The 15,326-nt window shown below is 67.9% G+C and carries 11 protein-coding genes; 5 read left to right on the top strand and 6 right to left on the bottom strand.

Annotated features, from left to right (window positions below):
- Positions 1-236: 236 nt before the first annotated feature.
- Positions 237-1,421, top strand: coding sequence for an acetyl-CoA C-acetyltransferase (locus tag QZ607_RS11680; protein WP_295882811.1), 1,185 nt, complete (start codon positions 237-239; stop codon positions 1,419-1,421).
- Positions 1,422-1,560: 139 nt separating this feature from the next.
- Entirely contained in the window at positions 1,561-2,064 is a 504-nt protein-coding gene (gene phaR, locus QZ607_RS11685; protein ID WP_295882812.1) for a polyhydroxyalkanoate synthesis repressor PhaR, read from the top strand.
- A gap of 13 nt (positions 2,065-2,077) precedes the next feature.
- Here the strand turns inward: phaR and ribF are convergent, their stop codons facing one another.
- Positions 2,078-3,055 carry a bifunctional riboflavin kinase/FAD synthetase gene (gene ribF, locus QZ607_RS11690; protein ID WP_295882813.1) on the bottom strand — a complete coding sequence of 326 codons (978 nt, stop codon included), beginning with the start codon at positions 3,053-3,055 and terminating at the stop codon, positions 2,078-2,080.
- An 82-nt stretch (positions 3,056-3,137) separates the two neighbouring features.
- Positions 3,138-4,700: a murein biosynthesis integral membrane protein MurJ gene (gene murJ, locus QZ607_RS11695; RefSeq protein WP_295882814.1), complete on the bottom strand. Its 1,563-nt coding sequence runs from the start codon at positions 4,698-4,700 to the stop codon at positions 3,138-3,140.
- A gap of 235 nt (positions 4,701-4,935) precedes the next feature.
- On the opposite strand from murJ, the gene QZ607_RS11700 reads away from it, so the two are divergent.
- Positions 4,936-6,495: a glycosyltransferase family 39 protein gene (locus tag QZ607_RS11700; RefSeq protein ID WP_295882815.1), complete on the top strand. Its 1,560-nt coding sequence runs from the start codon at positions 4,936-4,938 to the stop codon at positions 6,493-6,495.
- A 96-nt stretch (positions 6,496-6,591) separates the two neighbouring features.
- Here QZ607_RS11700 and QZ607_RS11705 read toward each other — a convergent pair whose 3' ends face one another.
- Complete coding sequence (locus QZ607_RS11705; RefSeq protein WP_295882816.1) at positions 6,592-8,676, bottom strand: 7TM domain-containing protein; 2,085 nt, start codon at positions 8,674-8,676, stop codon at positions 6,592-6,594.
- Positions 8,677-8,920: 244 nt separating this feature from the next.
- Positions 8,921-10,084 (bottom strand): HlyD family efflux transporter periplasmic adaptor subunit, encoded by a 1,164-nt coding sequence (locus QZ607_RS11710; protein ID WP_295882817.1) that lies wholly within the window; start codon positions 10,082-10,084, stop codon positions 8,921-8,923.
- Positions 10,085-10,668: 584 nt separating this feature from the next.
- On the opposite strand from QZ607_RS11710, the gene QZ607_RS11715 reads away from it, so the two are divergent.
- Complete coding sequence (locus tag QZ607_RS11715) at positions 10,669-12,258, top strand: DUF4139 domain-containing protein (protein WP_295882818.1); 1,590 nt, start codon at positions 10,669-10,671, stop codon at positions 12,256-12,258.
- A 49-nt stretch (positions 12,259-12,307) separates the two neighbouring features.
- Positions 12,308-12,877 (top strand): Uma2 family endonuclease, encoded by a 570-nt coding sequence (locus QZ607_RS11720; protein ID WP_295882819.1) that lies wholly within the window; start codon positions 12,308-12,310, stop codon positions 12,875-12,877.
- 23 nt (positions 12,878-12,900) lie between these two features.
- On the opposite strand, the gene QZ607_RS11725 is transcribed toward QZ607_RS11720, so the two are convergent.
- Positions 12,901-13,869, bottom strand: a complete 969-nt coding sequence (locus tag QZ607_RS11725; RefSeq protein WP_295882820.1) for an MBL fold metallo-hydrolase — start codon at positions 13,867-13,869, stop codon at positions 12,901-12,903.
- 478 nt (positions 13,870-14,347) lie between these two features.
- Positions 14,348-15,271, bottom strand: a complete 924-nt coding sequence (locus tag QZ607_RS11730) for a DUF3782 domain-containing protein (RefSeq protein WP_295882821.1) — start codon at positions 15,269-15,271, stop codon at positions 14,348-14,350.
- Positions 15,272-15,326: the final 55 nt, after the last annotated feature.

A 15,326-nucleotide genomic window follows, 5' to 3' on the forward strand; every position in this document is an offset into this window, starting at 1 on the left:
GGCTGGCAGCCGGCCGGTATCCCGCCGCGGCGGATGCCCGGACCGCTTTCGACACCGGCCGCACGCCCCGTTCCACAGATGCTGCATGGTTGCCTGGCCCGAGCTCCCGCCCATGCACCGAGGGCATCCGGACAGCGGACGTAGTAGGCTTCCCACCCGGGCCCGCGGCCTTCGGCCGGCAGGCGCTCGCCCGCCCAGATCAGACCCATTCCACCAAACCCGAGGAGATCGGTCTTATGTCCCAAACCGCCGTCATCGTCGCCGCAGCACGTACCCCCGTCGGAAGCTTCGGTGGCAGCCTCGCGTCGCTGCCCGCCACGGCGCTCGGGAGCGTCGTCGTCAAGGCGCTGCTGGAGCGCACCGGCCTCAAGCCCGAGCAGATCGACGAGGTCATCCTGGGCCAGGTGCTCACCGCAGGCGTCGGCCAAAACGCGGCGCGCCAGACCACCCTGCACGCGGGCCTGCCGCACAGCGTGCCGGCCATGACCATCAACCAGGTCTGCGGCAGCGGACTGCGCGCTGTGCATCTTGCCATGCAGGCCGTCCTGTGCGGCGACGCCGAGGTGGTCATCGCCGGCGGCCAGGAGAGCATGAGCCAATCCGCGCACGTCCTGCCCGGCTCACGGGATGGCAAGCGCATGGGCGACTGGAAGATGACCGACAGCATGATCGTCGATGGTCTCTGGGACGCCTTCAACAACTGCCACATGGGTGTCACCGCAGAGAATATCGCAAAGAAGTACGATTTCTCCCGCGACCTTCAGGACGCCTTCGCGGCCGACTCCCAGCAGAAGACCGAGGCCGCCCAGGCTGCGGGACGCTTCGATGACGAGATCGTCCCGGTGGAAATCCCGCAGCGCAAGGGTGACCCGGTGATCTTCGACAAGGACGAGTTCCCCCGCGCCGGCGTCACTGCGGACAAGCTCGCCAAGCTGCGCCCGGCCTTCGACAAGGCAGGCACGGTCACCGCCGGCAACGCGTCGGGCATCAACGACGGCGCCGCCGCCGTGGTGGTCATGAGCGAGGCCAAGGCGCAGGCGCTGGGCCTGACGCCGCTTGCGCGCATCAAGGCCTTCGCCACCGCCGGCGTGGACCCGGCCATCATGGGCACCGGCCCCATCCCCGCCTCCACCAAGTGCCTGGAGAGGGCCGGCTGGAGCGTCGCCGACCTGGACCTGATCGAGGCCAACGAGGCCTTCGCCGCCCAGGCCCTGTCCGTCAACAAGGACATGGGCTGGGACGCCGACAAGGTGAACGTCAACGGCGGCGCCATCTCCATCGGCCATCCCATCGGCGCCTCCGGCGCCCGGGTGCTGGTGACCCTGCTGCACGAGATGCAGAAGCGCGACGCCAAGAAGGGCCTCGCGACGCTTTGCATCGGCGGTGGTCAGGGCGTGGCACTGGCGGTGGAGCGGGGCTGAGGCGGCCCCGCGGCGGGGAGCAGAGCCGGCCCGCGGCGGCGATCCGATCATGCCGAGCCGTCGCCGTTGATCCCCGCCGGCTCAACCCCGTCGCACGTAGGTTAGACTGGGGGGACCATCCCGCTGTCCCCCGCCCGCCATGCCCACCGAGCGCATCATCAAGAAGTACCCGAACCGGCGTCTCTACGACACCGAGCTCAGCCGTTACATCACCATCGCCGATGTGCGGGATCTGGTGATGCGGGGCGTCCCCTTCCGGGTGCTGGACACGGCCAACGACGCGGACCTGACCCGCTCCATCCTCCTGCAGATCATGCTGGAGGAGGAGGCGGGCGGCGAGCCGCTCTTCTCCGCGAACATGCTGGCGCAGATCATCCGCTTCTACGGCGGCACCCTCCAGGGCGTGTTCGCACGCTATCTGGAGCACTCCCTGGACGCCTTCGCCGAGCAGCAGAAGCAGCTGACGGAGACCTGGGGCGAGACCCCCTTCGACGCGATCAACCGCATGACCCAGCGCAACATGGAGCTGTGGGTGGATGCCCATAAGACCTTCCTGCGCGCGGCGGGCCTTGAGTCCGACGAGGCCTCACGCAAGGATGACGGCGACCCGCCCGACGGCGCGGAGAGCGGCGAGCGGGGCTGAGCCGGCACAGCACTCAGCCGATGCCGAGGTAAGCGCGCGCCGCTGCGGCATCCCGAGCGATCTGCGTCTTCAGCGCCTCGAACGACGCGAAGCGCTGCTCAGCCCGCAGCTTGAGCCGAAATGCCACCTCCAGGTGGGCCCCGTAGAGGTCGCCGTCGAAATCGAGCAGGTGCACCTCAAGCCGCGTGTCCCGGCCATCCACGGTGGGTCTGTGCCCGACATTGGCCACCGCGGGCCAGAGCGCCGGCCACGGCTCGGCCCAGGCGGCGGGCCGCGCCGCCGGCAGCCGACTGCCGTCGAGGTCCCGCACCGTCACGGCATAGACGCCGGAGAGCGGGCTCACCCGCCGGTGCAGCGGCAGATTGGCGGTCGGGAAGCCGATGCTGCGCCCGCGCTTGTCGCCATGGGCCACCCGCCCGCGCATGGCGTAATGACGGCCCAGCAGGTGGCGGGCCTGATCCAGCTCGCCGCGGGCCAGGGCCTCGCGCACCCGGGTGCTGCTGATGCGCTCCTCGCCATGGGTGATGGTGTGCAGGTTCTCCACCTCGAAGCCGCGCTGGGCACCGGCGGCCTGGAGCAGCCGGAAGTCGCCGCCGCGGTTGCGCCCGAAGCGGAAGTCGTCCCCCACCAGCAGGAAGCGCACACCGAGGCCCTGCACCAGGAGCTGCTCGATGAAGGCGTCCGCCGGCATGGCCGCGAGCCGGGGGCCGAACTCCAGGAGCATCACCCGGTGGATGCCGTCGGCGCGGATGGCGGCGAGCTTCTCGCGCAGCCGGGTGAGCCTCGCCGGCGCCGCGTCCGGCTGGAAGTACTCCATCGGCTGGGGCTCGAAGGTGATCACGGTCGCCGGCAGGCCAAGGGCCTGGCCGCGCTGGAGCAGGCGGCGGAACACGGCGCGATGGCCCAGGTGCACGCCGTCGAAGTTGCCGATGGTGGCGACACAGCCGCGGTCTTGCGCGCGCAGATTGTGCAGGCCCCGGATCAGTCTCATCGCGCTCGGTTGCTCGGGCTGGGGTCTGTGGCGGAATCAAGCCGCGGATTATAGACCGCCCGCGCCGCCGGCCACTGCATGATCATGCGCCGCCCGCCTCCGGCGGCTCACGCAAATCCCGCGCCCGCACCCCGAGCAGCAGCAGCGTCGCACCGTAAGCGGCGGCGCCGGCGGCGATGACCAGGGCAAGGCGCAGCACCCGCCCGAGGCCATCCGCGGTCAGCCAGCCCGCCGTCGGCCCCGCGAGCCACCAGAGCCCAAGCGCCATAACCAGGTTTGCCGCCAGCGCCCGCAGCAGCAGCGCCGGCCAGCCCGGTGCCGGCCGGTAGACGCCGGCGCGCACCAGCACGGCCAGCAGCAGCCCGCCGTTCAGCAGCGCCGCAAGGGATGTCGCCGCGGCGAGCCCGGCGTGGCCGAAGGGGAACATCAGCACCAGGCTCAGCACCAGGTTCACGACCATGGCCAGCAGCGCGATGCGCACCGGCGTGCGTACGTCCTGGCGGCCGTAATAGCCGGGCACCAGGGCCTTCACGGCCATGAAGCCCGTGAGGCCGACCGCATAGGCCACCAGGCTCTGCCGCGACATGGCGACATCGCCCGCGCCGAAGCTGCCGGACAGAAACAGCGTCGCCAGCACCGGCCCCGCCAGCAGCATCAGGCCGAGGCTCGCCGGCACGCCCAGCAGCAGCACCCAGCGCAGCGCCCAGTCCAGGATGCGGGAGAAGTCGGCGCCGGCACCCGACACGGCACCCAATGCGCCGCCGCGCGCCAGCCGGGGCAGAATCACCGTGCCGAGCGCCGCGCCGAGGATGCCGAGCGGAAACTCCACCAGCCGGTCGGAGTAGTAGAGCCAGGAGATGCTGCCGGTGGCAAGGAAAGACGCCAGCAGGGTGTCGATGAGCAGCGCCAGCTGCGCCACCGACACGCCGAACAGCGCCGGCCCCATGAGCCGGCCGATGCGCCGCACCCCCGGATGCCGGAAGCCGAGCCGCGGGCGCGGCAGCAGCCCCAGCCGCGCCAGGAAAGGCAGCTGGAAGGCGAGCTGCACCAGCCCCGCCAGCAGCACCCCCCAGGCCAACGCCATGACGGGCTCATGGAGCCGCGGCGCGAGCCACAGCGCGCAGGCGATGAGCACCAGGTTCAGCAGCACCGGCGTGAAGGCCGGCACGCCGAAGCGCTCGTAGGTGTTCAGAATGCTGCCGGCGAAGGCCGTCAGCCCGATGAAAAAGGCATACGGCAGGGTCAGCCGCAGCATGGCCGCGGACAGGACATAAGTCTCGGCATCCGCCGCGAAGCCCGGGGCGAAGGCCAGCACCAGCAGCGGCGCCGCCAGCACGCCGAGCGCAGTGAGCGCGAACAGCACGAGCGCCAGACTGCCCGCGGCGCGATCCACGAAGTCCTTCAGGTCCGCCGCCGGGCGCGCTTGCCGATACTCTTCCAGCACGGGCACCAGCGCCGCCGCGAAGGCGCCCTCCGCAAACAGCCGCCGCAGCAGATTCGGCACCTTGAAGGCGACGAAGAAGGCATCGGTGGCGGCATCCGCACCGAACAGCCGCGCGACGAGCAGGTCGCGCACGAAGCCGAGCACGCGCGAGAGCAGCGTCGTGCTGCCCACCTTGGCGATGGCGGCGGCGAGCTTGGGCACTGGGGCTTGGAACCGGGGCTCCGAGAAAAGCCCGGGATTATAGGCGGCTGCGGCGACGCGACCCAGAGGCGGCCGGGATCCGGGCCAGTGCAGCGCCCTGCCGGGCCCTGTTGTCTCCCGCCCGTGCGGTGCTCAGAAGCACCCGGTGTGAGCCATGGTCCTGCGGGATAATCGTCGTTGCTGCCGGCGCGTGCAGCGGGCCGCCGCGCCGCGTCGATTTCAGGAGTATCAGACCTTGGCCGAGACCCCAGAGGCAACCAGCCGCGAAGGCGCGATGCGGCAAGCCCCTGCTGCCCGCGGGCGCATGGTCGAGTGGCTCGGCGTCGTGGCGCTGGTGCTGTGCGCGGCCGGACTCTTCGTCGCGAGCAATGACTTCTCCCGGTACTACCACAGCGACGAGTCCAAGAAGGCGGGCTTCACGGCGGACTTCGTCCAGGATTTCAAGCATCCCTTGCTGCTGCTGCAGGCGACGCGACTGGTCAACGCGCGCGTGCAGGCCGAGGACCTACAGGCCGTCACGCGGCTCGGGCGCTCGGTCTCCGCCATGGCGGCAGCAGGCCTGGTGCTGCTCATGTATCTGCTGGCCAGGCCCCGTCTCGGGGTGGCGGCGGGGTTTGCGGTGGCCGCGGGCGTGGCGCTGTCGCCCATCATCCTCATCCATGCGCATTATTTCAAAGAGGACCTGCTGCTGACCTTCTTCTGCTACCTCTCGCTGCTGGCGCTCGCACGCTTCCTGGCGGAGCCGACGCAGCACTTGGCCCTGCTGCTCGGCCTGGCCACCGGACTGGCCTTCTCCTCGCACTACAAGTCACTGCTGCTCGGCGTCGTCTATCTGCTGGCGCTGTTGCTGGTGGCACCGAGGCCGGCGCGGGCGTATGTCAGGCTGGGCCTCGATGCCGCCGCAGCCGCGGCCGTCGTGTTCCTGATCGTGAATTACCCAATACTCTGGGACCCCGCAGGCTTCCTGAAAGGCTTCTTGTTCGAGGGCGAGCATGCGCTGAGCGGGCATGGGCTCAGCATCAGGCCGCTGGAGCACCTGTTCAGCTTCCATCTGGTGAACAGCCTGATCCCAGGCATGACCCTGCCGCTGGCGCTTGCCGCCGTGGCGGCCTCGCTGTGGGCCGCGGTCAATTTTGACAAGCTCGACCGGCTGGAGCGTGTGCTGCTGTTGTTCATCGCGGTGGCCTATTTCGTGGTCGAGCTCTCACCCACCAAGCCGTTTCCGGATTTCCAGCGCTACGTGATCCCGGCGGTGCCGGGATTGATCTACTTCTTCGTGAAGCTGCTCTCCCGCCTCGCCGCCGCTGCGTCGGCGCACAAGCAGCTCTTGCTGGGTCTGGGTGCGCTGACGCTGTTGGGCTACCCAGGCTATGTCTCGCTCAATCTGCTCTATGACCTGAACCGAGACACGCGGGAAGCCGTGGCGGCCTTCGTAGAGCAGCATCCGGGCAATTATGTGTTCGAGTCATATACCCGCGACGCGTGGGCCACCGTGCACGACATCTCCGGGCTCGCTGCCGACGCGCCAGGCCATGAGCCCGACTTCTATGTCGCGAGCAGCTTCATGTACGGGCGCTATTTCGCCGGCCTGAACATGCAGGACCAGGTGCCGGAGGTCTACGACAAGGCTGGCCGGTACGCCCGGCTGTTCTCAGGCTTCCACTGCGTGGAGATCAGACCGCGTTTCCGCTCCTTCGCCTTCAGCAACCCAGTGCTGCGCATCGTCGACCTGCGCCGGCCGACAGGGCGCGCGTCCATGTGTGAGGTCAGGTTCCATGGCGGCGCGATGGACTGACCCACACACACTCAGGGATCTGCGGCAGTGCCAGGCGCCGCCACCCCAAGCGTCCGCCCGCCCATCTGCCGCCACCCTGTCAGCGGCCCCGGCGGATCACCGCTCACCTGCCGCCAGGGCCATGGGCGGCGCCACATCCTCGAACACCGGCTGAATGAAGCGTGGATCGGCGGCGATGGACGCCGGTAAGCCCAGCAGCTGCGAAGCACCCTCGGTCCGGTAGCGCTCCCGCGCCACCTCGACGATCCGACAGATGATATCCGTAAAGGAATAACCCGCCGTCTTTGCAGCCGTGACGAAGGACCCGGTCCAGCCCAAGGTCGCCATGGAATTGATCTCCAGCACATAAGGCTCGCCCGACTCCGAGATACGGATATCGACCCGTGCATAGTCGCGGCAGAAACAGGCGAGGAAACAGGCGATGGAGATGTCGCGGCAACGCTGCGCAAGCCCTTCTTCAAGCGGTGCAGGGCAGATCTTCCCGGGCTCATCCGCCTTGGTCTTGAACTTGTCCTCATGGGTCAGGGCTGTGTCCGCTCGACCGTGGAAGTCGATTTCCACAATCGGCAGGCATTCCACCGGGTTATTGCCGATCAACCCCACGTTGACCTCCCGTCCCTCGATGAACTCCTCGACCAGCGCACCTTGCTTATACGTCGTGATGATGTTGCTCACCGCCGCTTCCAGCTCGCTGCGATCCTTGACCACCGCCAGCCCGAAGCTCGATGACTCGTGGCGCGGCTTGACGATGAGCGGATAGCGCAGCCCACCGGTGTCGTCTTTCGGGTCCGCCATGACACAAAATGCCGGCGTCGGGATACCCGCCGACTGCATGAGCACCTTCGCAACCACTTTATCCAGCGCGAGGGCATGCCCCAGGGGACTGGCACTCGTGTACGCAATCCCCGCCATCTCCAGCATCGCCGGCACATGCGTATAGCGCGCATCGCCCTGTATGCCATAGCCGAGATTGAACACCAAGCCGCTGGGCTCGCCGGTACGCGAATTCGCAGGCAGGTACTCACGCAGACTGGGCAACAGCGACATATCCCCCTCGAACAGCTGTACCTCATGGCCACCCTCACGCAGCGCATCGACGATGCGCTGAACCGACCGCCGACCGTACTTCTCCGGGCAACGCTGCCCCAGACGCGCGATGACATTCCTGAACGAGCGATTCCGCACCACGGCCACCTTCAATGCAGCCTTGTTCGAGAACAAGCGGGGCAGTGCCAAGCCGCTTCGCTTCGCTTCCCACTCCTGCAGCAGGCGCAGGTCCAGAAACTCCGCGATCAGCAGGATCGCTGCGATCTGCGCCAGCACGAGCTCCGGAAACTCGAGCAGCAACGCCGTGACCACCGGCAGATAGCCGATGGCCGCCATGACCAGGGCGAGCGTGATAGTGGTGAACAAGCGCCATTGCGCCGCCTGAAGCCCCTCGCGGTCCGCCGTGCGCGCAACGCCCTCCGCCAGCAGTGCCAGCACGACCACCGGGAAGAAGGCCACGCTCCACATGGTCTCCTGCTTGAGCCAGGGGCCGGCGATCAGCGCGACCACCATGAGCCCCGCCACCAGACCCAGAATCGTCGACACGCGGGCGAAGTAGGGCAGCCCCATGCGCTTCAAACGCGGTCGCGCCAAGGCAATGAGGCCGAAGGTCAAAAATATGAGTACCAGGCTGGGCACGATGCCGGCAATATAGAAGCTCAGCGCAATCAGAATGGCGCGAATGCCGAGCACACGAATACCCAGGGTCAGCCGTGCGAGCACCGCCAAGAGCGCGCAAGCGGGGATGAAAAGCAGACTGAAAATGGGCCTTTGCATCTCCTCGTGCGCATTGCCGAGCGACAGGACGTCGGTGAGCGAGGCGCCAAGGACGCGAACCGTGTCCAGCGGCGTTCCCGTTGCGATGAAGCCCGGCAGCGCCAGGATGCGCAGCGATACCACAGCGAACGGCAGCATCACCAGCAGCACGAGCAGCGTGATCTGAAGCTGCGTGAGATTGCCCTTCGGGCGCCAGAAGACCGTGGCGCCGCGGCCGGCGAGACCGGCAGCATCCGGCTGCGGTGGGCGCTTGATGCGTAACAGGGACGCCCCTGCTTCCGAAATGCCGATACCCGGGGATTCCCGGCCGGCGCCGGCCTGATCATCACCCACCAGAGAAATGTAGCCTGTGCTCATAACGCATATACCCCGTGTAAATCGATTGCAAGATCTTCCCTAGCGGGAGCACTGCGTAAATCACGCTTGGCGCCATTCGCCGGCGCTCCCTCAGGCCAATGCAGATGGAACGGCATGTGCCGGCCGGGGCACGCCGCCCCGCCATCCCCGGCGAGCACACTCGCCGGTAATGCACGAAAGCGCACACCGCGCCCCCGCGTGCCGTGCCGGTGCTGCCCGGCACGGCTGCTGTTGGACACATTCATTACTGCGAAACGGTGCGCTTCGCTGACGCGGACGCCAGCTGTGGCAACCGCTCGTCGGCAATCCTGATGCCGACCACCGCGGAGAGCCCCGGCACCAGATGCGCTGCTGCATCATCCATGGCGATGCGGACCAGAAACACGGGCGTATTGCGCATCCGCGCGTGAAAGGGCTGAGGAATATCGGACTCGGGCACCGTGAAGTCGGGCGCGGCACTCACGGCCTCCACCACACCGGTCAGGACCCGGCCCGGCAAGGATTTGACGGTGACGCTCGCCGTGCTGCCGACCTTGACATCCGACAGATCGGCCTCGTCGACCCAGGCTTCGATCCAGACGCCATCACCGAGCCAGAGCGACAGGACTGGGTCGCCCAAATCCAAGGACGTGCCGGGCTCCGCGAGTCGCCGCACCACGCGCCCGTTCTCCGGGGCGCGGATCAGGCGTTTTTCCAGCGCCGCCTGCCGCTCCGCGACCTCGGCGCGCGCCGAGGCCATCCGCGACTCGAAGACAGCAATACCGGACTCCCGGACACTCAGGCCCTCCTGATCCACCATGGCGGAGTGATGCGCCGCCTTGGCGGCTTCCCACTCAGCGGCGGCGGCGCGGCGCTCGGTTGCGGCTTCCCGAATGCCTTCGCGCGAGGTCGCACCCGCGTCTGCCAGCGAGGCCAGGACTTCGTGGCGCTCCTTGGCGTTATCGGCCCGGGCTTCTGCCGCTGCGAGCTGTGCGCTCGCCTTGGCCGCCACGCTCTGCAAGCGCCGCCGCTCCTGCGCAATGGCCAGGCGCTCCACTTCGAGCTCCCGACCGGCCTGTTCCAGCCGCGCATGCGCGGACGCCAGCTGGGCCTGAAGGTCGCGGTCCCAAAGGCGCGCGATCACCTGGCCGTTCCGCACAGGCTCACCGTCCATCACCAGGACATCGGCAACGACGCCTTCCACGGGGACACCCATGTACGCAATGCGCCCGCGCACCCACGCATTGCTCGACACGACGTTGTTCTGGCGGTAGTCGAGCCATAGCCACAGCGGCACGCTGACCGCCACCAGCAGTACGCCAATGAGCAGCGACAGAAGCAATCGGCGCCAACCGCGTCGAGTGTCTCCGTCACCAGTGATGCCCGCGCTGTTCTTAAACGGTTCTTCCACGACCCTCAGCTCACTCATCAGATTCTCCGAAACCTAAATGGATTGACAGTGTCCCTTGCCCAGCCGGCTTGGCCGAGCACATCGACAGCTCCCCAGCAGCAGAGCCGACCGGCCTGCAGCAGGCGTTGATAGAACGGCCGGCGGCATTCATCGCGTATGCAGCGCGTCACCATCCCTGCGGGAGACGAGCCCGCCAAGGGCTGGAAAACGCGTGGTCGGAAGCATAATGGAGGCCACAATGCTACTCGCTCTGGAGCAACAACCTGACCCCGGTCAAAGGGAAAATGAACCGCGGAATCACTTTCATCATTTTGCGGACCTCTGACTGCGCTTTCTCCTGATGGACAAGCCGATCCGGAAGACGGTGATGGCTAGTGGGAAACAGGCAGTGCGCACAGGGGTTGAGCGCGGCCGGCTGTTTCGGCGGGGACCCGCCGGCAGTCTTCACCGCCGCCGCCGCTGCGTCGGCGCCATCTCGATGCGATCCTGTCCACACATCCCTGCAGTGCGCTCGCGCCTGGCGCAGGACGCTGGTTTACACTGCTCGCGCTGACCGTTTTCGCCGGTCCCGGCAGGGTCCGGCGCCCACCGACAGGTGACCCATGCATACACGCCTCGGCATCCGCGCCGCGCTGCTCGCGGCCCTGACCCTCATCGGCACGGAGACGACCATGGCCCAACCGCCGCAAGCGCCGCCGCCCCAACCGCCCGTCTATCCCCCCGCGTCCATGGCGGGCACGGCAGAGTCAGAGTCCGGGCGCAAGGATGCGGGCGAGGTCGGGGCCGATCTCGCCGCCGGCGTGCCGGAGCAGCGCAGCACGCTCGCGGAGCAGACGGCCGTCGCCGTGACCATCTACAACCAGGATCTGGCACTCATCAAGGACCGCCGCCGGCTCACCTTGCCCGCGGGCCGCCTGGACCTGGCCTTTCGCGATGTGAGCGCCCGCATCCGCCCGGAGACGGCCCTGCTGCGCGACACCGCCGGTGCGGCGGGTGTGACGGTGCTGGAGCAGAACTTCGATTTCGACCTGCTCACCCCGGACAAGCTGCTGGAGAAGTACGTCGGCCGCGAGGTGGGCGTGGTGCGCACCCACCCCACCACCGGCGAGGAGACCGAAGAGACCGCCACCGTGCTTGCCGCCAGCGACGGCGTGGTGCTGCGCATCGGCAGCGGTGCCGAGCAGCGCATCGAGGCGAGCCGCAACGGCGTGCTGCCCGGGCGCATCGTCTACCGCGACATCCCGCCCAACCTGCGCGACCGTCCGACCCTGGTGCTGGCGCTGGACAATGCCGCCGCCGGCGAGCGGGAGCTGGAGCTGTCGTACCTCAGCGGTGGTCTCAGCTGGGAGGCGGACTACGTCGGCGAGCTGGCACCGGATGAGACGAGCCTGGATCTTACCGGCTGGGTCACACTCACCAACCAGAGCGGCACGGCGTACCGCGATGCCAAGCTCCAGCTGGTGGCCGGCGAGGTCAACATCGCCGACGAGCCGCAGGCGGACATGATGATGATGGAGGCCATGCCGCGCGCCGCCGCCGCGCCGCCGATGCGCGAGGAGAGCCTGTTCGAGTATCACCTCTACACCCTCCAGCGACCGACCACCATCGCGGACAACCAGACCAAGCAGGTGTCGCTGCTCGACGCCCCGGGCGTGACCGTCGGCAAGGAGCTCCTGGTCCGCGGCAACCCGGGCAGCTACCGCGGTGCCCGCGGCCGGTTGACCGAGGAGATGGACGTGAGCGTGTTCCTGGAGCTCACCAACGACGAGACCTCCAACCTCGGCATGCCCCTGCCGGCGGGCACGGTGCGCATCTACAAGCGCGATGCCGCCGGCAACGCCCAGTTCGTCGGCGAGGACCGCATCGACCACACGCCGAAGAACGAGACCGTGCGCCTCAAGCTCGGCGAGTCCTTCGACGTGACGGCAGAGCGCAAGCAGACCGCCTTCGACAAGCGCTCCGGCACCGGCCCCTGGCAGTACGAATTCGACAGCGCCTACGAGATCCGCATCCGCAACGCCAAGCCCGAGCCCCAGCCCGTGACCGTGCAGGAACGCATCCCGGGCGACTGGAAGATGCTGGAGGAGAGCGCCCCGCACGCCGTCGGCAACGCCAACACCGCGGTCTGGAAGCTCACCGTGCCCGCGGAGGGCGAGACGGTGCTGACCTATCGGGTGCGGGTGCGGTTCTGAGCCCGCGCTTCGGCTATCCTGCCCGGAGCCGAGCATCGGATTCACTGCCATGTCCAGCGTCGCCGTCCAATTCCCCGAGCGCCACCGGATCTCCGTGTGTGAGTACTTCCGCATGGGCGAGACCGGCGTGTTGGATCCCGAGGCGCGGATCGAGCTGATCGACGGAGAGCTTTTCGACATGCCGCCCATCGGTCCCGCCCACGCCAGCCGGGTCAAGCGCTTTGTTCGGCTCTTCTCCCGGGCAGTCGGCGACGCGGCCATCGTCTCCGCCCAGGATCCCGTGTTGCTTGGCGATTTCTCCGCCCCGCAACCAGACCTTGCCCTGCTGCGCTGGCGCGAAGACTTCTACGAGCAGGCCCACCCCGGACCGCAGGACATCCTCGTCGTCGTCGAGGTGGCGGACCGCACCCTGGCCCACGACCGCGACCGCAAGCTGCCGCTCTACGCCCGCTTCGCCGTGGCCGAGGTTTGGCTGGTGGACATCGTGGGCAGGCACCTGGACGTCTATCGCGACCCCGAGGACGGGGCCTACACCACCCGGTTCCGCGTGCACGACCTCTCGCGCGTGGGCATCAGCGCCCTGCCGGAGACGGAGCTGGACTTGCGGTCGCTGTTCTGACGCGGGCTGGCTCGCACTCGGGATCACTCCCCCAGCATCTCCTGCTCCAGCGACAAATAGATGCCGTAGGCGTTGCGCCGGTGCGCGGCATCGAAGGCCGGCAGCTTCTGGAAGCGTGACCAGTCCGCGGCCTCGTAGGCCTCGGCAAAGGGCATCATCTCGTCCACCGCCGCCGCCATCTGCTCGCGCGTGTACTTGAGATAGTCCAGCGTGCGGGAGACGGCCGCCGCGGGCTCGCTGGCCGCCGGCCCGTGGCCCGGGATCAGCGCCTTGATGCCGGTGTCGTCCAGGGATTCCAGCACTTCCAACCAGCGCTTGGTGTCGGCACTGCCGGTGAAGGGCACACGGCCCTCGAAGATGATGTCGCCGGAGATCAGCACGTTGTCAGGCTGCACCAGCACGGCGAGGTCGCCGTCGGAATGGGCCGGGCCGAGATAGCGGATATCGAGGGTCACATCGCCCAGGCCGAGCTCGGTCTGCTCCACGATCACCACGTCCGGGCGCACCAGCCGGGTGTCGTCATTGACCCAGGGGTCGAGCGAGAAGCGCCGCTCCGTCAGCCGCTCCTCGGCCGCCGGCGAGCTCAGATAGTCCTGGAAGCCGCCGGGGGCGATGATCCGGGCGCCCAGGTCCTGGAACACCTGCAGACCGTAGATGTGGTCGGCGTGGTAGTGGGTGACGATGACGGTCTTGATGGGCGCATCCGAGACCCTGCGGATCTCCTCGATGAAGCGCTTGGCGAGCGAGGGCGAGCCGAGCGCGTCCACCACGGCAATGCCGTCGTCGGTGACGATGGCGGCCGCGTTGGAGATGAAGCCCTTATTGTCGGTGGCAATGCCCGGCACCCCGCGCACGTAGTAGACGTGCTCGGAGACCTTATGCAGCGGCATGTCGATCTCGATGGGGGCGACTTCGGCGGCGGTCACAGCGCTCGGCGCGAGCAGCATGAGCTGGACGGCCATCAGCCATGCGGCAAGTAACGAGACAGGCATCGCGGGTCTCCGGTGGTCTGGCGGCCCAGCGCAAGCACCTGTGCGCGGGGCGGTTGTTTCGATCAGCTTGCAGGCGGCGATGCTAACCCGGGCTGGCGTCCCGCGTCGGCTCGCTTTTCTTTGGGATGATCCCCGCACTGCGATGCAGCACCCGTCGACGGTGCGCAAGCACGTGCAGAACCAGCTGGCCAAGCCCCACCGCGAGAACCGCGGCGCCGCTCTACACGCTCCAGCGGCCCGTGGCCGAGGACGCCCGACCCCCGCCGACCCCGCGCTCAGCCACGCGCCGCTGGAGCGGCGCCGGATGCGTCGCGACGCTGGAGCGCCGTGGCGATCAAAAAACGTGGTAGGTCCCTGGTTTTCCGCGCAATCGCGGCGGCTTGGGCTCCGACAACGACTACGAGCGGGGCGTTGGAGTGACGCGCCTGGTGCCGGGCCTTGCGGGTGAAGGCTCGACGGCTGCGTGCGCCCCCGGAGGCTAGGACACGGGTACCTCGTCGGCGGAGCCGAAGACCTCGATGCCCAGGCGCTCCGCCACCGGCCGCGCCTCTGGCCGGACCATCGGCGAGATGACGATTTTGCGGCTGGCGGTGCGGCCGTGGCGACGCTGGTAGTACTGGACCTTGCGCTCGAAGGTGTAGATGTCCGCTTTCGACATGGACGACTTCAGCTCGCAGAGGATCAGCTCGCCGTTGCGCACGATGATGTCGATCTCGACCTGATCCGGCACGCCGAAGACGGTCCCCTCGTCGTCGAATTCGTTGACGTTGATCACCTCGACACCGAAGGACTCCTCCAGAATGCCCTTCAGCGCAGCACGGAAGCTGGCCTCTGAGGCGAGACCCCAGCGTGCGCCGAGCGCCCCGATCACCTGCTCTTGGCGGACGCGGCTTTTCCGGATCTCCTCCAGCGTCTTCATGTTGAGTTGGTGCTGCTCGTGCCACTTGCGGTTCTGCTCTTCCTGGCGTTCCTGGTCGGCGCGGTGCTGCTCGTGCCACTTGCGGTTCTGCTCTTCCCAGCGTTCCTGGTCGGCGCGGTGCTGCTCGTGCCACTTGCGGTTCTGCTCTTCCCAGCGTTCCTGGTCGGCCCGTTTCTGCTCGTCCCACTTGCGGTTGTGCGCTTCCTGGCGTTCCTGGTCGGCCCGCTTCTGCTCGTCCCACTTGCGGTTCTGCGCTTCCTGGCGTTCCTGGTCGGCCCGCTTCTGCTCGTCCCACTTGCGTGCCTGTTCCTCCCGCTCGGCCGCAAACTCCCTCAGGACCCGGTCGAAGCGGGCGTCGAAGCTCTCGACGCTGACCGCCGTGCTGCGAATGAGGTCTTCCAGCCACGCACGAAAGCCCGCATCCTGCCGCAGCAGCTCGGGCAGCTCGGCTTGCAGCTTGGCCTTGATTTCTTCGACGGACATCCTGGCAATCCCACAGAACGGCTGTTGACAGCAATGCGGTAACGAATCTATCCCG

Origin of the sequence: uncultured Thiohalocapsa sp. (genome assembly GCF_913063425.1) — a bacterium.
GTDB lineage: Bacteria > Pseudomonadota > Gammaproteobacteria > Chromatiales > Chromatiaceae > Thiohalocapsa.